Source organism: Glaciimonas sp. PCH181, from assembly GCF_003056055.1.
In the GTDB taxonomy this organism is placed as follows: domain Bacteria; phylum Pseudomonadota; class Gammaproteobacteria; order Burkholderiales; family Burkholderiaceae_D; genus Glaciimonas.
In genome coordinates this window covers 944,743-968,805 of sequence record NZ_PYFP01000001.1, presented here as the reverse complement: position 1 = coordinate 968,805, position 24,063 = coordinate 944,743, and the positions used below count along the sequence as shown (strand labels likewise).

General features: G+C 51.5%; 18 protein-coding genes. 12 read left to right on the top strand and 6 right to left on the bottom strand.

Going from position 1 to position 24,063, the window contains the following annotated elements; genetic code table 11:
• Nucleotides 1-3: 3 nt before the first annotated feature.
• From nikR to C7W93_RS04300, 3 genes are all read left to right on the top strand, one after another.
• Nucleotides 4-495, top strand: coding sequence for a nickel-responsive transcriptional regulator NikR (gene nikR / locus C7W93_RS04310; RefSeq protein WP_225869745.1), 492 nt, complete (start codon nucleotides 4-6; stop codon nucleotides 493-495).
• A 21-nt stretch (nucleotides 496-516) separates the two neighbouring features.
• On the top strand, nucleotides 517-1,893 hold the full coding sequence (locus C7W93_RS04305; protein WP_108438914.1) for a sensor histidine kinase: 1,377 nt from the start codon (nucleotides 517-519) through the stop codon (nucleotides 1,891-1,893).
• A gap of 747 nt (nucleotides 1,894-2,640) precedes the next feature.
• Nucleotides 2,641-3,099 carry a POTRA domain-containing protein gene (locus C7W93_RS04300; RefSeq protein ID WP_108438913.1) on the top strand — a complete coding sequence of 153 codons (459 nt, stop codon included), beginning with the start codon at nucleotides 2,641-2,643 and terminating at the stop codon, nucleotides 3,097-3,099.
• A 146-nt stretch (nucleotides 3,100-3,245) separates the two neighbouring features.
• Here C7W93_RS04300 and C7W93_RS04295 read toward each other — a convergent pair whose 3' ends face one another.
• On the bottom strand, nucleotides 3,246-5,057 hold the full coding sequence (locus C7W93_RS04295; RefSeq protein WP_108438912.1) for an acyl-CoA dehydrogenase: 1,812 nt from the start codon (nucleotides 5,055-5,057) through the stop codon (nucleotides 3,246-3,248).
• 176 nt (nucleotides 5,058-5,233) lie between these two features.
• Entirely contained in the window at nucleotides 5,234-5,923 is a 690-nt protein-coding gene (locus tag C7W93_RS04290; RefSeq protein WP_108438911.1) for an acetate uptake transporter family protein, read from the bottom strand.
• Between the two features lie 470 nt (nucleotides 5,924-6,393).
• Here C7W93_RS04290 and C7W93_RS04285 point away from each other — a divergent pair, with 470 nt between their 5' ends.
• On the top strand, nucleotides 6,394-6,612 hold the full coding sequence (locus tag C7W93_RS04285) for a hypothetical protein (RefSeq protein ID WP_108438910.1): 219 nt from the start codon (nucleotides 6,394-6,396) through the stop codon (nucleotides 6,610-6,612).
• Between the two features lie 320 nt (nucleotides 6,613-6,932).
• Here the strand turns inward: C7W93_RS04285 and C7W93_RS04280 are convergent, their stop codons facing one another.
• Entirely contained in the window at nucleotides 6,933-7,865 is a 933-nt protein-coding gene (locus C7W93_RS04280; protein ID WP_108438909.1) for a LysR family transcriptional regulator, read from the bottom strand.
• A 218-nt stretch (nucleotides 7,866-8,083) separates the two neighbouring features.
• On the opposite strand from C7W93_RS04280, the gene C7W93_RS04275 reads away from it, so the two are divergent.
• From C7W93_RS04275 to C7W93_RS04260, 4 genes are all read left to right on the top strand, one after another.
• Nucleotides 8,084-8,608 carry a gamma carbonic anhydrase family protein gene (locus C7W93_RS04275; protein WP_108438908.1) on the top strand — a complete coding sequence of 175 codons (525 nt, stop codon included), beginning with the start codon at nucleotides 8,084-8,086 and terminating at the stop codon, nucleotides 8,606-8,608.
• Between the two features lie 2 nt (nucleotides 8,609-8,610).
• Entirely contained in the window at nucleotides 8,611-9,546 is a 936-nt protein-coding gene (locus C7W93_RS04270) for a hydroxymethylglutaryl-CoA lyase (protein ID WP_108438907.1), read from the top strand.
• A gap of 11 nt (nucleotides 9,547-9,557) precedes the next feature.
• Nucleotides 9,558-10,715, top strand: a complete 1,158-nt coding sequence (locus tag C7W93_RS04265) for a CaiB/BaiF CoA-transferase family protein (protein ID WP_108438906.1) — start codon at nucleotides 9,558-9,560, stop codon at nucleotides 10,713-10,715.
• Between the two features lie 187 nt (nucleotides 10,716-10,902).
• A complete protein-coding gene (locus C7W93_RS04260) occupies nucleotides 10,903-12,303 on the top strand; it encodes an MFS transporter (RefSeq protein ID WP_108438905.1) in 1,401 nt (466 codons plus the stop codon).
• A 126-nt stretch (nucleotides 12,304-12,429) separates the two neighbouring features.
• Here C7W93_RS04260 and C7W93_RS04255 read toward each other — a convergent pair whose 3' ends face one another.
• Complete coding sequence (locus tag C7W93_RS04255) at nucleotides 12,430-13,149, bottom strand: GntR family transcriptional regulator (protein WP_108438904.1); 720 nt, start codon at nucleotides 13,147-13,149, stop codon at nucleotides 12,430-12,432.
• A gap of 254 nt (nucleotides 13,150-13,403) precedes the next feature.
• On the opposite strand from C7W93_RS04255, the gene C7W93_RS04250 reads away from it, so the two are divergent.
• The 3 genes from C7W93_RS04250 (at nucleotide 13,404) to C7W93_RS04240 (ending at nucleotide 19,140) form a co-directional block, all read left to right on the top strand.
• Nucleotides 13,404-14,621 carry an alanine--glyoxylate aminotransferase family protein gene (locus tag C7W93_RS04250; RefSeq protein WP_108438903.1) on the top strand — a complete coding sequence of 406 codons (1,218 nt, stop codon included), beginning with the start codon at nucleotides 13,404-13,406 and terminating at the stop codon, nucleotides 14,619-14,621.
• A 183-nt stretch (nucleotides 14,622-14,804) separates the two neighbouring features.
• A complete protein-coding gene (locus C7W93_RS04245; protein ID WP_108438902.1) occupies nucleotides 14,805-16,091 on the top strand; it encodes an MFS transporter in 1,287 nt (428 codons plus the stop codon).
• 46 nt (nucleotides 16,092-16,137) lie between these two features.
• On the top strand, nucleotides 16,138-19,140 hold the full coding sequence (locus C7W93_RS04240; protein ID WP_108438901.1) for an FAD-binding and (Fe-S)-binding domain-containing protein: 3,003 nt from the start codon (nucleotides 16,138-16,140) through the stop codon (nucleotides 19,138-19,140).
• A gap of 196 nt (nucleotides 19,141-19,336) precedes the next feature.
• On the opposite strand, the gene C7W93_RS04235 is transcribed toward C7W93_RS04240, so the two are convergent.
• Together C7W93_RS04235 and C7W93_RS04230 are read right to left on the bottom strand one after the other, a co-directional pair.
• Nucleotides 19,337-20,779, bottom strand: coding sequence for an aldehyde dehydrogenase family protein (locus C7W93_RS04235; protein ID WP_108438900.1), 1,443 nt, complete (start codon nucleotides 20,777-20,779; stop codon nucleotides 19,337-19,339).
• Between the two features lie 162 nt (nucleotides 20,780-20,941).
• Nucleotides 20,942-21,205 carry an SDR family NAD(P)-dependent oxidoreductase gene (locus C7W93_RS04230; protein ID WP_108438899.1) on the bottom strand — a complete coding sequence of 88 codons (264 nt, stop codon included), beginning with the start codon at nucleotides 21,203-21,205 and terminating at the stop codon, nucleotides 20,942-20,944.
• A gap of 503 nt (nucleotides 21,206-21,708) precedes the next feature.
• Between C7W93_RS04230 and C7W93_RS04225 the strand changes: the two genes are divergently transcribed.
• Nucleotides 21,709-24,030 carry a phosphoesterase gene (locus C7W93_RS04225; RefSeq protein WP_108440473.1) on the top strand — a complete coding sequence of 774 codons (2,322 nt, stop codon included), beginning with the start codon at nucleotides 21,709-21,711 and terminating at the stop codon, nucleotides 24,028-24,030.
• Nucleotides 24,031-24,063 lie beyond the last annotated feature (33 nt).

Genomic DNA, 24,063 nt, shown 5'->3' with positions numbered 1-24,063 from the left:
TGAATGATGGAGCGTTTTACGATTTCACTTGATACGCCACTGGCCGAGGAATTTGATCGGTTAATCCATGCGCGTGGCTATCAAAATCGGTCTGAAGCAATGCGCGATATTTTACGGCAGCATATTGAGCAGGAGCGATTGAGGACGGAACAGGCACCGCGTTGCGTCGCTGCGGTTAGTTATGTTTATAGTCATCATGAACGCGCATTAGCCGAACGGGTGATCAATTTACAGCATCATTATCATGATTTGACCATTGCCAGCATGCATGCGCACCTGGACCATGATCAATGTGTTGAGTCTCTTCTGCTTAAAGGGCCAACACAACAGGTACGTGTATGCGCTGAACGTTTGATGGCGGAACGTGGTGTGCGACACGGCGCGCTGAATCTGATACCTGTAGATGAAATACTATATCCCCATGTCCATGATGCGCAATCCGGTCACCCTCACTTGCCCCCGTTGGCGCATCTGCACACGCGACCAAAATCTTGAATAACCTGTTGGAAAACAAGTATGTCGCCCCGCAAAATCATTCCTGCAGCATCACCACCTCGTCCTCACGTTGCGCTTCCGGCGCAGATAGAAGGCATTGACGAGGCGACGTGGATCGATGTAATTCAAAAAATGGACGAGGTTTATTCGCAACTGGTGAAGGACGAGATCGTATTGGAAGAAAAGAACGAGCAACTAGAAAGTTCGCAGCAGTTCATTTTCAGTGTCTTATCGGCCATGTCCGATGTTTTGGTCGCCTGCAATCGGGTGGGCGATATCGAAGAGACGAATACTGCTTTACGTGAACTGACTGGTCTGGATGAAGACGCGCTGCACGGCATGTCCATCTTTAAGCTGCTTGCGGATTCTGCCAGTATTGATTGCATTCGACGAATCATTGAGCGTCCTGCACCGCAGCGTATCAGCGAGGTGGTTGAACTCAATTTGATCCATCCGAGGCAAGGGCCGGTGCCGGTCGACGTGAACTGCACGCAACGACTAGATGGTACGGGAAAGCACGCTGGTTATGTGTTCGTCGGTCGTCCGATGGGCGAGATCAAGCGTGCTTACCGAGAACTGAGCGAGACGCATGAGGCGCTTAAGCGCACCCAACAGCAACTGCTGCATTCCGAAAAAATGGCCTCTCTCGGTCGCCTCGTTGCTGGCGTCGCACATGAATTGAACAACCCTATTAGTTTCGTACTGGGTAATGTTCATGCGTTAAAACGTTACAGCGAACGGTTGACGTTATACGTTGAGGCGTTACATGAGAGTGCCTCAAAGGAGATGCCAGCAGGCATGCGTGAGAAGTTACGCATCGATCATATTTTGAGTGATTTGCCGTCGCTTATCGAGGGCACTCTCGAAGGTGCTCAACGCACCACTGAGATCGTCAACGGTCTGAAACGCTTTTCTGCCGTGGATAGCGAGGAACAAACCAAGGTTGATCTAAACAGCGTCATTGCGCGTGCGATTCATTGGATTAGCAAGGGTGCGGCCCCCACATTTACAGTGCATTGGACGCCCGGCGATGCTTTGAATGTGACGGGTAATGCAGGCAAATTGTTGCAGGTATTGATGAACCTGATCCAAAACGCCTATGATGCGGCCTCGGCTAAGAATAGCTCCTCACCCCAGCTATGGATTACGGCGCAGGCAAATGGCGATGTCGTCTCGCTATTCTTGCGTGACAATGGCAGCGGCATTTCGCCGGACCACCTTTCACATATATTCGATCCGTTTTTTACTACCAAACCGGTGGGCAAAGGAACTGGCTTGGGACTGTCCATCAGCTACGGTATTATCGAACAGCACTCCGGCAATCTATACGCACGTAATCATCCGCAGGGCGGTGCGGAGTTTGTGATTGAACTCCCGCTGGCGACGCCAAGTACATGAGTACAACACAAGCAGCAAAAACGTACGGCGCAACTGTTGGTATGTCGGCGCCCAATCAACTTTGCATCGTTGTGTGAATACATAAGCTGATAATCCCTTCTGAGCGGCTTATTGTATTAATGGCTTCAGTATTCCTCTGCAACGATAAAAAACAGTCTGTGAATACTTTCCTGACTGTTTTTTTGCCGCAAGATTGTGTTTTGCGCGTTCCGTTGCTTGGAGAACCTGTCGATAATTCGACAATTTGCGCTCCACTGTTGTCAGCCTATTCGCGATTCGCTCAGGGTGTGGCTTGACCAGCGCTCCATGTCATTGAGACACGCAAGTCATCTGACGGCAGCCATCGAGCCAATAGTAAGACTCCCCATCTTGCACCGTCTTATAGGATGCCCCGATCTCACTCGACGCAAGTGCTTCGAGTGGGACAGCATCTATTTTCCCTTATTCACATGGAACTGCCCGGCATAGACGATATAGGAGTTCGCCTCCGCTTCGTATCCACGCCGCTTGCTCATGACCCAGAGCCAGTCGCGTGAGACCAAGATCTGACGTCGGCAGATCTTTGGCAACATAAAACCATCAGGGGAACCCTGATGAAGCCATCAGGGATTTCGGTAAATATGCACAAAAATGCAAATTTCGTATCCAATAAGCAGAGCATATAAAAATATAGTGTCCTGTAATAAACACTTTTTTGTAAACAGTATACAATTTGCAACATTCTAAAGTCAAAAATATCACGCGTATTTGTTCGATACCGCCGTCCTGCATGCACTGGTCGCGGACGCGGAAGGGCAAACCATGTCGCTGTCCCGGCTGGATGAGCTTGTCGCTCGCATCAGCAATTACTATCACAGCAAAGGCTACCCGTTGGCTCGGGCGATTGTCCCGGCGCAGAGTATTGTGTCGGGCGATACTGGCTATATGGGAACGGCAGAACTTCGGCACGATCTTGGCATGATCTGGAATGGCGGTTTGCAGGCGATTGCTTTCATCGACGGCGCGTATGTGACGATCAATAAATCGCCTTGGGCCGCGGGTGTGAACAGTGCCACTCTGCGTGGTGCGGGTGTGGGAATTAACTGGGTCGCCTCGCAGCAATGGAGTGCCAAGGTCTCGGTTGCTGCACCACTGGGCGCACGCCCGGCACTGGCGGCCTCCACCGCATCAGCCCGGGTATGGGGTCAGATTGGTTACGGGTTTTAAGCCTGGTACATGCTGATGTTTGGCTTTTAGTTGCTGACCCGGTAGCGTCAAAATAGATCCTTTGAATCAGGATTGGCAGCAGAAAGCGGCTATGTTCAGGACTGATAAATCATAGCCATTCCTGTCAATTTCTTAGAGGGTGTGTCTTAGAACTGGTCCTCGGTCAGGGCTAACACGCCTGCGCTGCCATTGATGATCACGGTGCTTAGCCATGATGCTTGCGACAGAATATGATCTGCAAAGAAACGCGTAGTGCCAATTTTCGCTTGATAGAACTGCGCATCGCCGGTCCCATCGTCCAGTTTTTGCTGTGCAATTATTGCCGCACGGGCCATCTGCCATCCACCCAAGACGATGCCAGCTAGTTTTAGATACAACACGCTGCCTGAAAATACCGCTTTGACATCAGTCTTCATATTATTGGCTACATATTCCACCACTGCTTCCAGCGCAACGCTACCTTCGGATAAATGCTGCAAGATCGCCTTGAAATCTGCATCGTTCTTACCCTGCGAGCCTTGCGTCAATTCCGCCAGTTGCGCTTCGGTTGCCCGCACTTGTGCAATGATCCTTTTGGCTGTTGCACCGGCGTCACGCGCCGTTCTGCGACCGACCAGATCATTTGCCTGAATCGCTGTTGTGCCTTCGTAAATTGTCAGGATCTTTGCATCGCGGTAATGCTGGGCCGCGCCGGTTTCTTCGATGAAACCCATGCCGCCGTGCACTTGCACGCCATCGCGGGTCACATCTTGTGACATCTCGGTTGACCAGCCTTTAATGATGGGGACGAGATACTCATACACTGCCAGATTCGCAGTGCGGGTAGCTGCATCCGGATGGTGGTGCGCGATGTCACAGATGCCCGCGCCAACGTAGGCCAGCGCGCGTGCCGCTTCAGTTTGGGCACGCATCGACATCAGCATGCGACGCACGTCGGGGTGATGAATAATTGCCACAGGACCAGCCGAACCGGCGACATCGCGCGATTGCACTCTATCCTTTGCGAATGCGACCGCCTGTTGGTACGAACGCTCAGCCAGACCGATGCCTTGCATGCCGACACCGAAACGGGCCGCGTTCATCATGATGAACATATATTCGAGGCCACGATTTTCCTCGCCGACTAAGGTGCCGATTGCACCGCCATGATCGCCAAATTGCAGGACCGCTGTCGGGCTGGCCTTGATGCCCAGTTTGTGCTCGATTGAGACGCAATGCGCATCGTTGCGTGCGCCCAGTGAACCGTCCGGATTGATCAGAAACTTCGGTACGATAAACAGCGAAATCCCTTTTACTCCCGCTGGTGCGTCAGGCGTGCGCGCCAATACCAGATGGATGATGTTCTCAGCCAGATCATGCTCACCGTAAGTAATGAAAATTTTTGTGCCGAACACTTTAAATGTGCCGTCATCTTGCGGCACCGCGCGTGTACGCACGGCAGCCAGATCGGAGCCTGCCTGAGGTTCGGTCAGGTTCATCGTGCCGGTCCACTTGCCCGAGATAAGCGGCGCAAGATAGGTGGTTTTTTGTACATCACTGCCAGCCGTTAGCAGGGCCTCAATCGCGCCATCGCTCAACAGGGCAACTAGCGCAAACGAGATGCTTGCCGCGTTGAGCATTTCAATACAAGGCGTGGCTACCAGCTTCGGCAAGCCTTGACCTCCGAAATCGACCGGATGCTGCACGCCTTGCCATCCCGCCTCAGCGAAAGATTTGAATGCCTCTTTGAAGCCGTTAGAGGTTGTGACGTTGCCGTCGTGCCAGTAGCTAGGCTCTTTATCGCTCGGGCCATTCAACGGTGCCACGACGCCGCTGCAAAATTTTGCATTCTCTTCCAACACTGCTTCAACGGTGTCCGGCGTCGCGTCTTCGCAGCCTGGTAAGGTATTCACCGCATGCAGGCCTGCTAGTTCGTTTATGACGAACAGCATATCTTTCAAGGGGGCTTTATAAGTCATTTTTTATTCTCCAAAAAAACAATGTTCGCTTCCGTGATGGTTTTGGAAATGTCGCGCACATGCCGAACAATAAATCTTTAATGTCGTACCCGTCTGGCATGTTCATCTGCCGTTCTTTATTAGTGTTGATCCGGCCGAAAAATGGTGGCAAGTCGGGTACGCGTATCAATTAGTACTTATTTTGTTGCTGCAGCGGCTAGCGGCTCAATCAGATGGATTTCTTTGATCTGGTGCACCAGCGCCCCTTTACGGATGAAACCAAATGGCTTTCCTAGTGGCAACAGCGTGCGGCCGAAATAACTGTTGAGAAATACCGCCCCTGCGCAATAAAAGCCCATCAGCGAAATCGCTAGTTCGGCATAAGCCGCAACCATGCTAAAGAAGGGCGCATTGATGCCGAAGATCGTCAGCGCCAGCGCCGGTAACAATACATTGATAGCCACTAGAATCGCGGCGAAGACCTTGTTTGCTTCGAATGCGGCGACCATGATGAATAGCGAAAAAATGAAATAACCGATGCACGCCACCCCGAGCTGTCGAGGGTCCGCCTTGTCGCTGACCGGGCCTAGCCAACCCAGACTTGTTGCCCAATGCATAGCGACGGCAATCCAAAACAGGCCATACGCGCCAAGCACAATCGCGCCGAAATAATTATTCTTTTTAAAATCGATGCTGGATGCCCACACCTGCGCAATCGATCCCAGAAACAACGCCCACGGAATAATATAGGTGGTGCCGCTGGTCCAGCCCATTTTTGCGGATGCCGCGACGAAGGTAACCATCGCCAGCCCAAACACGCCTAGCGCTGTCGGGTCTGACATGATGATTTTGGTTTCGGTAACTGGGGTTGAAGATGCTGTTTGCATGAAGGTTTCCTAAAGTTAACAATCTGTGGCATTGAACCTGTGCCGGGGGATATCGCAATAATTTATTTTTTCTTGAAATACTTTTATAAAAACTAATAACGCCCTATGAAAAACGATAAAAATCGGCTGTCTTCGGTCCGGCAATATGCTTACTTGAAAACCGTGAGAGTCCTTGCCGTGTGTGCATACTTTCAGAATGGCGGGCGTGTTTGAACGTGAGAGCATAAAAACAGGCCGAACGAATTCACACAAAGCCGCCGGAACGGTCTTGCTTAATTGGGGACAATGCAAATTGAAACCTGCTACCTATCACTTGTTTCTGTGAACAAAACAGGTGTTAGCCGCGATGTGTTACCGGCTAAAAGAACAGCGGTTTTCGCCGTCTGTCAGATGATTGAGAACAACATTGCTTGAGACGATAAGTTGCATATCGATTTGAGGAATTGACTTTCGTACACGCGGCGGACGGCATGGATACCAACGGTGATGGTGTTGCCGAAATGGTTGCGATCGGAATCAAATGCATCCTTGAAAAAAATGGATGCATTTCCGCGTGGGAATACCTGATTTCTTGCGGTTTGACCAAAGAAATCAATTCAGTTGATGGGGAAGGGCGCATGCCGCGTTGTTCCTGCAACGGCGAACCTGTTGTTGTCTGCACTAATGTCTCCTATTCGTTTCTTCTGTAAACGCGGTCAATGAACCGGATACAGAGATTTTTTTGTAGGTTGATATTAGCTTGCTTCTTATTTCTTAAGTGTCTTGTAGATGACAGTCAGCGCTCTTAATGCATTAGTACGTTTTAATTGTCGAATCTATCCGGTCTTGCTGTGGTTGAACTGCTACAGGGACATTGCTGGTAGTGCCATGTTTGGCGCCCCGGATAATGTGAGAGAAATCTGGTATGTCGTCAAAGATTAATTCTGACTTTAGCGCTGAATTTATCATCTGTTTTAGCGGTGTTGTGCTTCGCAGTGCGCAAGCAATTGCACTATTGCACCATGCACGATTAAGGTACTGTAATTTGTTCTTCTGGCGTAGTAGCTATAGCCCTTGCGGCTAGATAGTCGACGAGCAAACGGGCGGCGGGCGATAGCGCGGCTATATCCCGAAAGCATATAGCGAAACGGCGTTGAGCCCAGGGATCGTTTAGCGGAATCACGCGCAGATCAAAACTTGTTGCGAAGGTTTGTGCAATTTCGCGCGGCACGATACTGATTCCAAGTTGCGCGTGAACCACCTTTAAAGCAGCGTCGAAGGTCGATACGATGGCACGGTAATTTAGTACTTTTCCAGCGATTGCCGCCGCCTGCGTCAGCATTATTTGTACCGCGCTTGAGGAAGGTAGGCCGACATGATCGAATTCCAGCGTTTCTTCAAATGAAACGTGTTTGCGCCCGGCTAACGCATGGGACGGATAGACCACTATGGCGAGATGATCGCTGCGATAAGGGCGCGACTGTAGCGAGTCCATGTCTGCTGCATCCCAGCAAATGCCGACCGAGGCGCTACCTTCTTTCAGGCCTTTCACTACGTCCTTGCTGAAACGCTCTTCGACATCGACGCGAATGCCTTGACTAGATGGTTGTTGCAAGAACGCCGCCACGTCGTCCGGCAGTGATTCGGCCATTGACGATACGGTTGCAAGAATCCTGACCTGACCTTTCACACCCACGCTATAGCCTGCCATGTCGCGCATTACGCGATCGGCGCCAGCTAACATGCCGCGTGCGTGCTCAAGCAGGGTTTCACCTGCGGCAGTGGGTGCCATCCCGTGGCGACGACGTTCCAACAGTTTGACGCCGACGGTGTCTTCTAGCACTGCAAGCCGCTTGCTAATTGCCGAAGCCACAATGTTTTCTTGCTCGCCGGCGCGGGCCATATTTCCGGTCGCGCATACCGCGACAAACAATCGCAAGGTAGTGAGGTCGAGGTCTCTCATGGGTATTTTCGGTTGTGATTAAGAAGTTATGCGTCATGAAATTCCATTTGGGAATCTTTATCGTTCCAAAGCAGATATTTTCAATGAATTGGGTGGTTCTATACTAACTCACATTAATCAGAAAAAAATTAAGGAGACATTTGATGCATTTTCAATGCCCCGTTCACGCGATCAATCAGGCGTTCATTAACACTACTTTTTTCAGGCATATTTAATCTATGGCTATCTATCAACTAGGCGAAACGTCGCCCACTATTGATCCATCCGCATACATTGCTGATTCTGCTAATCTTATTGGCAATGTTCACATTGCGGCGAACGTCGGCATCTGGTTTGATGTGACAATTCGCGGGGACAATGAACGCATCAGTGTTGGCGCAAACAGTAACGTGCAGGAAGGCTGCATCCTGCACACTGACCCCGGTTATCCACTCACTATTGGCAGCGACGTGTCGATCGGTCATCAGGCGATGCTGCATGGCTGTAGCATCGCTGAGGGAGCATTAATTGGTATTCAGGCGGTGATTTTGAATGGTGCAAAAATCGGGAAAAACTGTCTGGTTGGCGCTGGAGCACTGGTCACCGAAGGCAAGGAATTTCCCGACAACTCCCTCATCATCGGATCGCCAGCAAAGGCTGTGCGTACACTGAGCGACGAGCAAATCGCAGACATGCATAAGAACGCCGCCGAGTACGTCGAACGCGGTCAGTTTTATCGCGCAAACTTGAAGCGGATCGGATAGCCATGAATGCGATTCCTGACAAAGTAATGATTCGTGAAGTAGGACTGCGCGATGGCCTACAAAGCATCGCGACCATTCTTCCGACCGAGCAAAAAATGGCGTGGATTCGGGATGCGCATGCGGCCGGACAGCGCGAGATTGAGGTCGGCTCCTTCGTACCCGCGCGTCTGCTGCCGCAACTGGCCGACACCGCAGAACTGTTGGCCTATGCCAAAACTTTACCTGGCTTGGTTGCCTCGGTGCTGGTGCCTAACTTGAAAGGTGCCGAGCGCGCTATCGAAGGTGGTGCCGCTCTGATGATTCTTCCCCTTTCTGCCAGTCACGCGCATAGTCTGGCAAACCTGCGTAAGACACCCGATGAAGTCGTCGCCGAGCTGGGCCGTATTCGCGCCGCACGCGACGCGGCTGGATCAAAAACGATTATTGAGGGCGGCGTCGGCACCGCGTTTGGCTGCACCTTGCAAGGTCAGGTTGAACCGGCCGAAGTCTTACGCCTGATGCAAGCACTGCTGGATGCCGGTGCCGATCGTGTGAGTTTGGCCGATACCGTCGGCTACGCCAATCCGCGCATGGTCCGAGATTTGTGCGAGCAGGCGCTACACATTGCCGGTGATCGCTTTTGCTGCGGCCACTTTCATGATACGCGCGGACTTGCGATGGCCAACGTGTATGCGGCACTGGAGGTCGGCGTGACGCGCTTTGACGCCTCGCTGGCTGGCATCGGAGGCTGTCCGCATGCGCCCGGTGCAAGTGGCAATGCTGCGACCGAGGATCTGGCGTTCATGCTGGAAAGCATGGGTTTGTCGACGGGTATAGATCTGTCACGCCTTCTTGCTTTACGTGCCAGGGTAGCAGCATGGCTGCCTGGCGAAACATTGCACGGCGCGTTATGGCTTGCTGGCGTCCCGCAGATTTTCAATACCTCTACCGTTTTCTGATGAACTCAACTATGAACATACCTATTAATAACCCATTGCCACTGCAAGGCGTGCGTGTCATCGAATTCAGTCACATGGTCATGGGGCCGACCTGCGGCATGATCCTGGCTGATCTAGGTGCCGAGGTGATTAAGATCGAACCACCTAATGGCGACAAGACGCGCAAAATGTCTGGCGTAGGCCTGGGGTTTTTTCGCACATTTAATCGTAATAAAAAGAGTGTCGTGCTCGATATAAATACCCCGGAGGGATTAGCGACGACCAAGGAATTGATCGGTCAATGTGACGTCATGCTGGAGAACTTCCGTCCCGGTTTTATGCAAAAACTCGGACTGGATTACCAATCTTTGTCGAGATCATTTCCGGGCTTGATTTACGTGTCGCATAAGGGCTTTTTGCCGGGCCCATACGAAAATCGATTAGCACTGGACGAAGTCGTGCAAATGATGGCCGGTCTGTCGTACATGACTGGCCCGCCGGGGCGACCTTTGCGGGCGGGAGCTTCGGTGAATGACATCATGGGCGGCATGTTTGGTGCGATTGGGGTGCTCGCCGCCCTGTGGGAACGGTGCACAACCGGCCGTGGTCAGGAAGTACAAAGTGCGCTGTTTGAGAATTGCGCCTTTCTTGTCTCTTCCCACATGCAGCAGGCCGCGATGTCCGGCGAGGCGCCGCCACCGATGCCGGCACGCGCATCGCCTTGGTCAGTGTATGACGTATTTACGTTGGCCGATGGTCAGCAACTGTTCATAGCCGCCGTCAGCGACAAGCAGTGGAATCTGCTGTGTAGCGTGCTAGAACGCCAGGATTTATTGGATGATCCGTCATTGCGAACTAACGATCAGCGGGTCGCAATACGGCCTGCCGTCCTGGAACGCCTTGGCCAGATTCTTCAACACCACAAGATTGATGAGTTATCCGCCAAACTGGAGGCGGCGGGCCTGCCTTACGCGCCAATCGGGCGTCCAGATCAGTTGCTACAAGATCCTCATCTGAAAGCCAGCGGCGGACTGGTGCCGATGCAAACGGAAGATGGCGGGACTACCGATGTGGTGTTGCTGCCGATGTTGATGGCAGGACGTCGTTTAGGCGTGCAGCGGCCGCTGCCCGCAATCGGTGAGCACACCGAGCAGATATTGGCGCAACTCGCGCTATCCCGAACGGCCTAGGAAATTGACAGTTGGGCTAATTTGGTGTGGGCAAAATATCCCCAAATCATCGTCATGATCTAAGACATAAAGTAGTCCGAACCTAATAACGGACATCACTCAAAGGAGACATTATGAAAAAAATATACAAGTCTGATATAGCAGACTTATCGTATGCATTGCGGTCCGCTCTTTCTACGGAGACCGTATGAAAAATGAATCCCTTGCGATCGGGTCCGCATCGTCCATCTCTGCAAGAATGGATCGTCTGCCGACAACACCTTATTTATGGATTTTGGTATTCCTCATCTCATTAGGTGGATTCTTCGAAATTTATGATTTGGTTTTTACTGGATATATCGCTCCTGGAATGGCCAAAAGCGGGTTGTTTGCCACCACGACGGAGACTTTTTTTGGTTTCAAGGGCATCGGTGCCTTTATTGCCGTCACCTTCGCTGGTTTATTCGTCGGCACCTTTGGACTAGGCTTTTTGTCGGACCGTTACGGCAGGCGCTCCGTGTTCACTGTTTCCTTAATCTGGTATTCGATCGGTTCAGCCATCATGGCACTCCAAACAACCAGCGAGGGCGTGTTGTTATGGCGCTTTATCACGGGGATAGGCGTAGGCATAGAAATCGTGACGATTGACGTATATATCACCGAATTGGTGCCGCATCACATGCGCGGGCGGGCTATGGCATTTAATCAGGCGGTAATGTTTTGTGCCGCCCCCGTCGCCGCCATTCTCTCGTTTTGGCTGGTGCCATTGTCGCCACTCGGCTTTGACGGCTGGCGCTGGGTAGTTATGCTAGGTTCGGCTGGTGCAGTTGTGGTGTGGTTCATTCGCCGTGCCGTTCCTGAGAGTCCGCGTTGGCTTGCCTACAAAGGCCGGATTGCCGATGCGGAGAGGGTGCTGGAAAAGATAGAAAGCAAAGTAGCCGCCCAATACGGTGGGACACTGCCGCCATCACTGCCGCCGATTGCGGAAAAGAAACGGGAAATGGTCGCTTTTTCCGCTATCTGGAAAGCACCTTATCGCTCGCGGATCATCATGTTGCTAGTGTTCAATTTCTTTCAGGCTTTCGCTTTTTACGGCTTTAACAACTGGGTGCCGACGCTCTTGATTGGGCAGGGCATCACCGTCACCAAGAGTCTGCTATACGCCTTTGTCATTGCCACGGCAAGCCCGATTGGCCCATTGCTGTCTATGATGATCGCGGACAAACTAGAACGTAAATGGTTGATCGTCTATGCCGCATTTGCCGTCATCGTTTTTGGCATGCTGTTTTCGCAGTCAAGAGATGTCGGCCCGCTGATTGTTCTGGGCATTCTGATCAGCTTGTCCGGTTCAGCCTTGTCGGTCGCTTATCACGCGTACCAAACCGAGCTGTTTCCGACGGGGGTGCGCGCGCGTGCGGCTGGCTTGGTGTATTCGTTTAGCCGGATTGGGGCCAGCATGTCCGGCTTCATCATTGCATTTTTCTTGCGTGACTTCGGGGTGGTTGGCGTGTTCGCGGCTATTTCCGCTGCAATGCTCATTTGCATGGCCGTGATCGGGATATTTGGTTCGAAGACCAATGGCCGACGACTCGAAGAGATTTCCGAATGACCGGTATTCCAGCCATTCAGATTTCATAAAATTTAAATGGGCCACTTCGCTTGCGAAGTGGCCCATTTGTTTGACTTGTCAGGATGATGAATCCATAGCTACATCAGCTAATACACAAACAACTATTTATTCGGTGGAGATCTTCGTCTGAACGACTGGATTGCTCAATACAGCGTCCCGTTTACGAAGAAGATGCAGGCGCAGGATGGCAGACAAACGGGCGCCATCTCTTGCTTCCAGCGCCTGGATCATATCGTCATGTTCGTGAACAGCCTCATCCCATTTTTTTGCTTGAAAATTCGATTTGAAGCGCAATGCTTTGAGTCTTCGATTCACCGATAAATACGTCTGCCTTAATACGGTATTGCGTGCGGCTTCATTGATCTTGTCATGGATTTCCTGATTGCGCGTGTAATAACCGGGCAAATCGTTTTGCGCCTTGCAGGCAAGCATTGCGTAATGCAGCGCCTTTATTTCTGCGATCTCGATTGGCGTTATCCGTTCGCAGGCTAATTCACCCGAGAACGCTTCCAGTCCGCTCATGAACTCGAACGTTTCCCATATTTCCGCTTCGGACAGCGTGGAGACAGAAGCCCCGCGGTTCGGTGAAATGTCGATCAATCCCTCAGCGGCAAGTACCTTCATCGCTTCGCGCAGCGGCGTACGGGATATGCCCAGCGTTTCGCATAACTCACGTTCGTTGAGCTTTACGCCGGGGACAAGCACCGCTTCCACAATCAGATTACGCAGATGCTCTACTACCGTATCGTGAAGCCGCAGCCTTTCCAACTTAGGGATGGCAGGAGATGCCGATGTGGCTACTTCACTCTGAATTGTATTTTTCATGCAAATTTCCGTTTTTCAATTCGAGTAATTCTAACACAAAGTGTTTTACACAAAAATGGCTGCTTTTGCGTGTGCTATAGGTTAATCGTGCCTATTTTATTATAATAAAATTAATTTAATAGGCTATTTGTGATTATTAACGTAACTTTTAATGAGAAAAAAATAATCTGACGGGATGAAAATTACGCTTTACGAATTGAATTTTGACTGATAAAGTATTTTGTATTCAAAATTCAATTGACAAAGGAGAGCAAATGTTAACACTAAACTTTCATCCGGCGGGTCGCCACTTTCTTCAAATTCCAGGACCCAGTCCAGTGCCGGACCGTATATTAAGAGCAATGAGCTATCCCACCATCGATCATCGTGGGCCTGAATTCGGCGCACTCGGTCTGCAAGTGCTGGCGGGAATCAAGAAAATTTTCAAGACCGAACAGCCGGTCGTGATTTACCCTGCTTCCGGTACAGGCGCTTGGGAAGCGGCGTTAACTAATACGCTTAGCGCTGGCGACACAGTGCTGATGTTTGAAACCGGGCATTTCGCAACGTTATGGAAAAAGATGGCAGAAGCGCTCGGACTGAAGCCTGAATTTCTTGGATTACCAGGTGTCGAGGGCTGGCGTAAAGGGGTACAAGCCCACATGATCGAGGAGCGTTTGCGCAAAGACTCTGCCCATCTTATCAAAGCGGTATGCGTAGTCCACAACGAAACATCCACCGGCGTTACCTCGAACATTGCAGCGGTGCGCAAAGCGATTGACGCCGCCGGACATCCGGCGTTGCTGCTTGTCGATACGATCTCTGGATTGGCTTCCGCGGATTACCGCCATGATGAATGGGGCGTTGACGTGACTGTTTCCGGCTCACAAAAAGGCTTGATGCTGCCGCCCGGAATTAGTTTCAACGCCGTTTCTAAAAAAGCTATCGAAGCTAGTAAGAGCGCCAAACTTCCACGTGCGTTCTGGGACTGGACTGAGATCATTGCGATGAACGAAACCGGCTATTGGCCTTATACGCCGAACACAAATTTGCTGTACGGCCTGTCTGAAGCGCTTGACATGATTTTGGGTGAAGGACTGGAAAACGTATTTTCTCGTCACGAACGTTTAGCTGCGGCCTGCCGCAAAGCGGTTCACGCTTGGGGGCTTGAGGTGCAATGTAATGATCCCGAGGTGTACTCGCCAGTGCTGACCGGCGTCATGACGCCAGCCGGATTCGATGCTGATGTGATTCGTAAAATCATTTACGAGAACTTTGACATGTCGCTGGGAACAGGACTTGGGAAAATGAAGGGCGGCATGTTCCGCATCGGCCATCTTGGTGAGGCCAACGATTTGACGCTGATGGCGACGTTGTCCGGTTGTGAAATGGGGCTGAAGTTGGCTGGTGTGTCGTTGGCGGGCAGTGGTGTTCTGGCGGCAATGGAATCTCTTTCTGCGCAAAGAAAAGCACCTTTGTTGTCAGTGGCCTGATAACCGTTGGAAGAGGGTGGCAACCGCCATACCTCTTATGTTTTGAAAATGGCCTTTTTATCTGATTGATTGTGCTAGCAGCCAAATGATCAGATACGAAAGTCATTCCCCTACATCGCCGCGCAGACGACGAGTGTAGATGTCTGGCTCAGGCCCGACGATATAATAATAATGGAGACAACCATGAAACACCTTCGCCTGCGTGCGACTACGGTCGTGCTGCTAATGCTGTGTCTGATGTATTTCATCACCTATCTGGATCGCGTTAATGTGAGTAGTGCAGCCTCGGGTTTTGGTAAGGAATTTAATCTTTCCAAGACAGAAATTGGGTTGGTTTTTTCGGCCTTCGCCTATCCCTATCTGGTATTTCAAATCATCGGTGGCTGGGTCAGCGACAAATTTGGTGCAAAACGTACGCTTATTTATTGCGGCGTGTTGTGGGCGGTGGCGACTATCTTGACGGGATTTTCAGGTGGATTGATCTCAATGCTATTGGCCCGTTTGCTGTTGGGGCTTGGCGAAGGTGCGACATTTCCTGCTGCCACAACGGCGATGTCGCGCTGGGTAAAGAAAGAAAATCGTGGCTTTGCCCAAGGCATTACGCACGCGTTTGCACGTATCGGCAATGCTGTCGCGCCCGCCGCAGTGGTATTTGTCATGGCGACGCATGGCTGGCGGACGTCTTTTTACATCTGCGGTGTACTTAGTCTTGTATGGGTAGTTGTATGGGCGTTTGTCTTTACTGAAGATCCGGAAAAACATCCGCGCATGACGACAGAAGAACTCGCCGGTTTGCCTGCGCAGCGTAAATTAAAACCTAAAACACCCTGGGGTTCTCTGTTCAAGCGGATGCTTCCCGTCACCGTAGTTTATTTCTGCTATGGCTGGACGCTTTGGCTGTTTCTTAGCTGGATTCCGCAATATTTTCTGCATAGCTACGATCTCGATATCAAGAAATCTGCGCTATTTGCATCAAGCGTATTTTTCGCTGGTGTGTTGGGCGACACCCTCGGCGGTATCGTCAGCGACAACATTCTTAAACGCACCGGCAACCTCAAACGCGCACGCAGCTACATGGTATCGGTATGCATGTTGCTGACGTTGCTTTCACTGTTGCCGCTGATGTTTAACCATAACGTCTACATATCGATTCTGTGCTTGAGCGCAGGTTTTTTCTTCGCAGAAATGACCATCGGCCCGATGTGGGCGATCCCTATGGATATTGCCCCGGAATTTTCGGGAACGGCCAGCGGCATGATGAACAGCGGTTCGGCATTGGCCGCGATCATTAGCCCAGTGTTATCGGGTTATCTGATCGATCGTTTCGGTAACTGGGAATTGCCATTTGTCGGCAGCATGATCTTGATGGCTTTCGGCGTATTTTTGGCGTTCCGTATGCGGCCAGACAGCAAATTTCAACACCACGATTCGAATGATTTGGTGAATGCGTCTAAGGTCGGGTCGTCATAATTTAAAGGTATCACCACAACTTTTACGTTAATTCAGGATTCTTATTATGTTGCTCAAACCCATCTCCCTAGTCCCGCAAAGCGGTGGCCCGCAATCGGCTGTCGCCAGCCAGCTAAAACGCGAATTGCGCGGTGATGTTCTTTTTGGAAAGGCGGACCGTGGCAGATACTCCACCGATGCCTCGATCTATCAGATCATGCCGATTGGTGTTGTCGTACCACGCGATCAGAGTGATCTGGCGATAGCGCTTGATATAGCGCGCAGCCATAACTTGCCGGTTCTTGCGCGTGGCGCTGGCACCAGTCAGTGCGGGCAGACGGTGGGCGAAGCGGTGGTGATCGACAACAGTAAGTGGCTTAATAACGTTATCGATTTCGATCCTGTAGCGCGGACGGTAACGGTCGAGCCCGGGATTGTTCTAGATCATCTGAATGCGTGGTTAAAGCCGCATGGTTTATGGTTCCCGGTTGACGTATCGACCGCCGCGCAGTGCACGTTGGGCGGCATGGCCGGGAATAATTCTTGCGGCTCACGCTCTATCGAATACGGCAATATGGTGCATAACGTGCTGGCTATCGACGCCATACTCGCCGATGGCACGCAAGGGCGATTCGGTCGACTCAATGAGATGCCAGCCAGAGGCAGGCTGCACGATATCGTGCAAGGCGTGCAACGCATCGCGCTGCGCGAAAGAGATGAAATCATTGAGAGAGTGCCGAAAGTATTGCGGCGGGTTGCGGGCTATAACATCGATATCTTTGATTGCCAGAATCCGCGTGCTTATACCGATGACGGCATGGCTAATCTGGCGCAACTATTGGTTGGCTCCGAAGGAACGTTGGCTTTTAGCCGACAAATGACGTTGTACGTGCAGCCTATTCCAAAGCACAAAGTGTTGGGAGTGGTTAATTTTCCGACTTTCTACCAGGCAATGGATTTGACCCAGCACATCGTCAAACTTGGTCCTACGGCAGTGGAATTGGTCGATCGCACCATGATCGATCTGGCTATGAGTAATCCGGCGTTCAGGCCAGTCATTGAAAAGGCACTGACCGGTCAACCGGCGGCAATTTTGTTGGTCGAGTTTGTAGGGGAAGATCTGGCGTCGGCCTTGCAAAAACTATCACGCTTGAACGACTTGATGGGCGATCTGAAATTGCCCGGATCGGTGGTGCAGATGCCGAATGACATCGAGCAGAAAGCGTTGTGGGAGGTACGCAAGGCTGGTCTGAATATTATGATGAGCATGAAGGGCGATGGTAAGCCAGTGTCTTTCATTGAAGATTGTGCCGTACCGCTAGAGCATCTGGCTGAATATACCAGTCAGTTGACTGAGGTATTCCATAAATACGGCACCGAGGGAACCTGGTATGCGCACGCCAGCGTGGGAACGTTGCACGTACGACCGATTCTGGATATGCGCAGAAACGGTGCCAAAGACATGCGCGAAATCGCCGAGGCTGCCTCCGTTTTAGTGCGCAAATATAAGGGTGCTTATTCGGGCGAGCATGGCGATGGCCTGTGTCGGGGCGAATGGGTGGCCTGGCAATATGGTCCGAAACTGAATACGGCGTTTTCAGAAATCAAGGCATTGTTCGATCCAGACAATCGCTTCAATCCAGATAAGATCGTGCGTCCTCCTAAAATGGATGATGCTAGCAATTTCCGCTTCGCCCCTGGATACCGCGAGTTGCCATTGACGCCAAAGCTTGACTGGTCAGCCTGGAACGTCAAGCGCGATCCGTTGACCGGTACGGAAACAACACCCGGCAGCGGAGATGATCGCACTGGCGGCCTCGCAAAGCTGGTCGAGATGTGCAATAACAATGGCCATTGCCGAAAATTTGATGCGGGCACCATGTGCCCCAGTTATCGCATCACCAAAGATGAACAACATGTAACCCGCGGTCGTGCTAATACACTACGTCTGGCGATTTCAGGGCAACTCGGACAGGATGGACTGGCAAGTCAGGAGGTCAAGGATGTTCTGGATCTGTGCGTCTCATGCAAAGGATGTAAACGTGATTGCCCGACTGGCGTTGATATGGCAAAGATTAAGATCGAAGCGCGTGCTGCGTGGAGCCAGAAAAATGGTATTACGCTGCGTGATCGTTTGGTCGCTTATATGCCTAAATACGCGCCGTACGCGAGCCGGATTGGCGGCGTTCTTGCGCTGGCGGACAGCACTCCGTTAGTGTCGGGTTGGATAAAGCGCGCTTTAGGGCTAGCATCGCAACGATCATTTCCGCGTTTCAAAAAAGCCTTCCTTCAAGACGCAAAGCCGACTCGGAAAATGGCGGAAGGTAAGGAAGTTTTGCTCTTCGTCGATACCTTCAATAATTATATGGAGGCAGAAAATGCGCGGGCGGCGCAGACGGTTCTTGAGGCAGCTGGCTATCAGGTGATTTTCAACATAGTGCCGGGGCAACGAGCGCTGTGCTGTGGCCGTACTTATTTGTCTGCCGGACTGGTCAATGAGGCTAAAGCCGAGGCGCGCAGAAGTCTGGACGCATTGATGCCGTTTGTGAATCGTGGCGTTCCGGTAGTTGGGCTGGAGCCATCATGCCTGCTCACAATGCGCGACGAATTTCTCAACTATGGTTATGGTGAAGAGGCGCAGAAACTTTCTCGCTCCGCTTATCTGTTTGAAGAATTCTTGGTGAAGGAAAAGACCGCCGGACGTTTCACGCTTGATCTCAAACCGCTGGCAACTAACAAGGTGTTGGTACACGGGCATTGTCATCAAAAAGCCTTCGATGCATTCCGCCCGGTACAGACGGTATTGCAATGGATTCCGCAAATAGAATTGTCGATTGTCGAGTCTTCGTGCTGTGGAATGGCAGGCAGTTTTGGTTACGAAGCAGAGCATTATGCTGCCTCGCTTGCAATGGCCGAGCTCTCGTTGCTGCCCGCTGTGCGCAAGGCGGGTAAGGACGCAATTGTCGTTGCTGACGGTACCAGCTGTCGCCATCAAATTCACGACGGCACGGAAGGAGACGCGGTGCATGTGGCGCGTGTGCTTGCATTGGCGCTGCAACCTCGGGCCTAACGTGTTTCTGCGCTGGGGCGAGATTGCGATCGCCAATGAGTAAATGGATACCCTTGTCGGTGGCAAGTGCTTTTCTGCCGCGAGGATTATAGTTTGCATGCATGGCGCACTACGCCCCTCATTAAAAGCAGTTTCAACGCGGCGCTCAGTGCCCCTGTCGAATAAGCCGACTAAAAAGAATATTCAGCCAGTCTCATCAAACTGTCTTAATAAATAAGGCGATCAGTCTGCGCGTGAATGCCGTGTAAGGCGGATAGAACATTTTGGCGAACATGATGCGGTTACGCACTACGGCTCTTTCATGCGAGAACGCCAGAAAGCCGTGGTGCCCATGACCACTGCCGATGCCAGAATTATTCACCCCGCCAAACGGCAGATTGCCGTGTAAAAATTGTACAACGCAATGATTGATGCAAGCGCCGCCCGAGGTGGTCTGTTGCATGACTTTATCAATCGTCGCCTGTTTGCTACTCCAGATATATAAGGCCAATGGTTTCGGGGCGGCGTTGATGCTGGCGATCACTGTATCCAGTTGTGCATAACTAATGACAGGTAGCAAAGGGCCGAAAATTTCTTCGCGCATGATCATGGCGTCATCGGGGATGTCAGTCAGCAGCGTTGGCTCGATGTAGCGGAGCATTAAATCAGCCTGACCGCCAGCCACCACCTTAGCACCCATGGCGATGGCATCGTCTAGCAGAGCTTTGACGCGTGCCGCATGACGCTCGTTGACAATGCGCGCCAAATCCGGGCTGTTGACTTGTTCCGCTGCGCTGCCATAGGCGGCTTGCAGCGTTTTGATACATTCGGCCAGAAATGCCTCTTTGACGTTGGCGTGAACATAAATATGATCGGGCGCGATGCAGGTTTGGCCATTATTAGTGAACTTGGCCCACAAAATGTTTTTTGCAGCGGCTGCCAGATCAGCGGTTTCGTCGACTATCGTTGGCGATTTTCCACCCAGTTCCAGCGTGACGCTGGTCAGGTGTTTTGCCGCTGCAGCCATGACGATTTTGCCGACAGCGGGAGAGCCGGTAAAGAAAATATGATCGAACGGCAGATTAAGCAAGATCTGCGTCATTTGGACTTCGCCCTCGAATAGCGCGACTTCGTTCTCATCGAAAGTTTCACGGATAATCTTTGCGATCACCGCTGACGTATGTGGCGTCATTTCGGAAGGCTTGATGATCACCGTATTTCCTGCTGCAAGCGCTGAAACCAGCGGCCCCAAGCTGAGATTTACTGCGTAGTTCCACGGCGCGATGATCAAGACACGGCCTTTCGGCTCGTATTGCAAATAACTCGATGTACCTACCGTCATGCGCGAAGGCCAGACTTTTTTAGGCTTCATCCAACGCCGCAATTTGCGTATCGCATCGTTGGCCTCTGCGATAACGGGCAAAATTTCTGTCAGTGACACTTCAGGGGCAGGCTTGCCAAAATCGGCAAAGCCAGCGGCGATTACGGCTTCACTATTTGCCAGCAACGCCATCTTCAATTTTTTGATTTTTGCCGCACGCTCGGCGTGGCTAATTTGCCGCAGCTGCAGCGCCGTAATGCCTTGTGCAGCAAACACGCGGTGGACTTTTTGTCGGATGAGGTCGAACTCGGTCTCAATGTGGGCAACACTAGGATTCATGGCTTGCCTTTGATCGTGTTTACGATGGTAACGAGACGTTGACTTGCGCCGCTGTGAATATAAATTATGTGCCAACTTGGGGCAGGGCTGTCAGAATATTTTGAATGCTGCGGTGCGCATAGCGGAAAGTTCAACTAGTGACAACGCCGATCGCACTTTTTCTCAAAAGCACAATAGCGTTCCCTTCAGATTGACGCCGACGATATGATCGAACTGGGTTTCCGTGATGGTGCGGATAGGACCAAAATCACCGACGCCAGCATTCGCAAACAGCACATCGATACGCAGCTTGTCAGCCCGCAGCGTTTCATAGAGGCGGGCGCGATCTGCCGGATTGGCGATGTCGCCTTCCACACCTTGTACGGAATAGGGGTGGGTCGATTTTGATGATGCCAGCGTTGGCGCGATTGATCGTTGTACCAGCAAGTTTGTCTCAGAAAAAGGCGCTTGATAGCTTTGATTTGGCGGAGGACGGAGAAAAAATCATCTACGCGGCGATAGAAATGCTGAGGGCGACGGAAAATTTACACAAAGCGGTTGAAAGGGTTGCCCTCTACAGATAAAAAAGTAGCGTAAACGCCACACCGAGAGATTGCTTTATGAAGACGGATCACTGATTTTGCCTGATCCGTCTTTCTATTCCGGCAGTCGATTTCGCTATCGAACCGCTACCGAACCGCTATCGTGGCCGGTATTTTCTCGGGCTAGAAAAATGATGCGGCTCCGCTATGAAATGTCATCATTTCAGACTGCGAATCGCACATTTTTTCTGCATCCCGACCGCTTTAAAAGCGTCAATCTGAACTTCTGTCTTTGTGAAGTCCAGTAACGCAAATGTCATCAAATCTTCATAAATGTCCATTTTGGAAATGTCAGAATGCGCTTCGTTCAGTTATGGCAAGCACAACTGTATTTTTAAGGGGGTATTCATGATAATTGCGAAACAAAAGGCGTTTAATCTATCTTTAACCATGCTTGCGGCTGCAGCGGTACTGGCAGGCTGTGGCGGTGGTGGCGGAAGCGATGGCAACATCGGCACTGGCGCGGTGCAGATGAGCGGTGTTGTTACTGCCACTGCGTTTAAGTCTGGTAGTAAGACAGATCCAACATTTGCGGCCGGGTATTATCAAGGCGCGATGGTGTGTGTGGATGCCAATAACAACGGTAAGTGCGATCCTGCCGAACATCCTGTATTGACCGACGCTAAAGGAAATTTCACTTTCAATAGTGCATCCTTGCAACCGCTACTCGTTGATACCGGTACCACTGCGATCAATACTGCAACCGGCGTGAAGGTCAGCAGCCGTACTGTATTTCGTGCCCCGCTAGCGCAGGTAACTGAACAAGGTAGCGCGATTGTAATCAGCCCGCTGTCTTCAGAAGTCGCGCGTCAGATCGAAGCCAATAACAGCACTTATGCGACCGAAAAGCAAAATCTGGCGACGCGTATTGGCGTGCCGGTGACTAGCATTCTGAGCGATATCAACAGCGTTACCGGTGCACCCCAGCAAGCGATGATCAGCGAATCGAACGCATTGGCTAATCGCTTTGCTTTTGCGATTACCAAGCTTGATCGCGGTGATTTGTTCCCTGATGCACTGGCTGTTCCGGGTGGCGATCCACGCCTGAAAGGGATGACTAACGTTACCGCTGCAACAGCGACGACGACAGATACCCGTACCCCGATTACTTTCTTGCAATCGCAACAGGCGGCATTCAATGTGGAAGGTATTCCACGTTACGACCATATCTTTATCGTGATGCTGGAAAACAAAGCATCGTCATCGATCCTGAATTCAGCCTACGCGCCAAAAATCAATGCTTACCTGAAAGCCGGTAACCAGTTGACTAGCTATTACGCTACTGGTAACCCAAGTGAGCCGAACTACACTGCACTGGGCGGCGCGGACGATTTTGGTATCACCGACGACAATCAATGGAACTGTGCCGCTACAGGCGCCAATGCACCACAAGATTTGCCGTTGCCGGATAACACACAACCGGGCCTGGCTAAGTCCCCGTTTGTCGCTAATCCAGTTGCACCAACCAATTGCGCCACAGGCGGCGCTTCGCACAACATCGTTGGTCGTCCTAATCTGTTTAATGCGTTGACGTCTGTCGGTCTGACATGGCGCACATATAGCGAATCGATGAATCCGGGTCAAGATTTCCGTATCGACAGCGTGGCTGATGCTGCCGTTGTCGCGCAGGATCATGTCTATGCACCGGGCACGCTGGGCGGTAACGCAGCAGCGGTCGGCACAACGGGTCTGAATCTGCCATTGCCTGCACAGTTGTATCGCACCAAGCATCATCCTGGTATGGCGTATCAGAACGTTCGTAGCGCGCCTGAATTTAATTACAGCAATCGTACGCTGGGCGGCGGTCAATGGGATGCAAACCTGAAAAATAGTCTGGATTACACGATTCCAGCGGGTTACGACTATGACCAACTGAGCACGGATTTGGTCAGCGGCAATATCGGTACGCTGAACTTTGTGGTTCCGGATCAATGTGATGACATGCACGGTATCACCGTCAAAGGCACTGTCGGCAGCAATCCAGCGTTGGTGACAGCCAGCGATTGCAGCAGCGTTGCGAATAACGTGGCGGTTGCCACTGGCGGCGCGATCATTACCCGTGGCGACAACTACGTTGATAGCGTGGTTAAAAAGATCGAAGGATCGCCAATCTGGAAAAATCCGCAAAAACGTGTCGCTATCGTCTTGATGTTTGACGAAGGTAACGCGACTGCCGGTTTCAATTCTTGCTGCGGCTGGAATCCAGCGAATAGTACGGTCGCAAATCCGTTGAAGCAAAATCCTGATGGCACCTGGTCTGTAGATAGCACCGTTGTTTCCTACACCAAGGGTAATCGCGGTCACGGCGAAAGCGTTTTCGGTATTCTGACCAATCAGACTAACGCACCGACAGGTATTTCGGATAGCGATGCGTACAGTCACTTCTCGTTCGTCCGTACTTTGCAGGATATGTTCCAACTGGCAGACCCGGCAGTGGACGGCTCCTACATGAATCGTTCGAAATATTCGGAGAATTTTGTTGCTGCCAACATTCTGAACTTGCCGGAATATGCGGGCAGCGCCGATACCCATTTCGATTCTGTGCGTCCGATCAACCACGCGTTTGTAGCGCCTGCGACCTATACAGGCAAACAATCGGCTGACGTGAGCGTACCAGCGCAAGTCGGTCCGGATGCAACCCAAGCGAACGTTTGGGCAATAAAGAAATAATCAGATTGCCTCGGAACGCAGCTTATTCCGAGG

What these genes read in the sequence shown, in the direction of transcription:
- nikR (WP_225869745.1), top strand. Translation starts at nt 4, where the DNA reads ATGATGGAGCGTTTTACGATTTCACTTGATACGCCACTGGCCGAGGAA.
- C7W93_RS04305 (WP_108438914.1), top strand. Translation starts at nt 517, where the DNA reads ATGTCGCCCCGCAAAATCATTCCTGCAGCATCACCACCTCGTCCTCAC.
- C7W93_RS04295 (WP_108438912.1), bottom strand. Translation starts at nt 5,057, where the DNA reads ATGACTTATAAAGCCCCCTTGAAAGATATGCTGTTCGTCATAAACGAA.
- C7W93_RS04290 (WP_108438911.1), bottom strand. Translation starts at nt 5,923, where the DNA reads ATGCAAACAGCATCTTCAACCCCAGTTACCGAAACCAAAATCATCATG.
- C7W93_RS04285 (WP_108438910.1), top strand. Translation starts at nt 6,394, where the DNA reads ATGGATACCAACGGTGATGGTGTTGCCGAAATGGTTGCGATCGGAATC.
- C7W93_RS04280 (WP_108438909.1), bottom strand. Translation starts at nt 7,865, where the DNA reads ATGAGAGACCTCGACCTCACTACCTTGCGATTGTTTGTCGCGGTATGC.
- C7W93_RS04275 (WP_108438908.1), top strand. Translation starts at nt 8,084, where the DNA reads ATGGCTATCTATCAACTAGGCGAAACGTCGCCCACTATTGATCCATCC.
- C7W93_RS04270 (WP_108438907.1), top strand. Translation starts at nt 8,611, where the DNA reads ATGAATGCGATTCCTGACAAAGTAATGATTCGTGAAGTAGGACTGCGC.
- C7W93_RS04265 (WP_108438906.1), top strand. Translation starts at nt 9,558, where the DNA reads ATGAACATACCTATTAATAACCCATTGCCACTGCAAGGCGTGCGTGTC.
- C7W93_RS04260 (WP_108438905.1), top strand. Translation starts at nt 10,903, where the DNA reads ATGAAAAATGAATCCCTTGCGATCGGGTCCGCATCGTCCATCTCTGCA.
- C7W93_RS04255 (WP_108438904.1), bottom strand. Translation starts at nt 13,149, where the DNA reads ATGAAAAATACAATTCAGAGTGAAGTAGCCACATCGGCATCTCCTGCC.
- C7W93_RS04250 (WP_108438903.1), top strand. Translation starts at nt 13,404, where the DNA reads ATGTTAACACTAAACTTTCATCCGGCGGGTCGCCACTTTCTTCAAATT.
- C7W93_RS04245 (WP_108438902.1), top strand. Translation starts at nt 14,805, where the DNA reads ATGAAACACCTTCGCCTGCGTGCGACTACGGTCGTGCTGCTAATGCTG.
- C7W93_RS04240 (WP_108438901.1), top strand. Translation starts at nt 16,138, where the DNA reads ATGTTGCTCAAACCCATCTCCCTAGTCCCGCAAAGCGGTGGCCCGCAA.
- C7W93_RS04235 (WP_108438900.1), bottom strand. Translation starts at nt 20,779, where the DNA reads ATGAATCCTAGTGTTGCCCACATTGAGACCGAGTTCGACCTCATCCGA.
- C7W93_RS04225 (WP_108440473.1), top strand. Translation starts at nt 21,709, where the DNA reads ATGATAATTGCGAAACAAAAGGCGTTTAATCTATCTTTAACCATGCTT.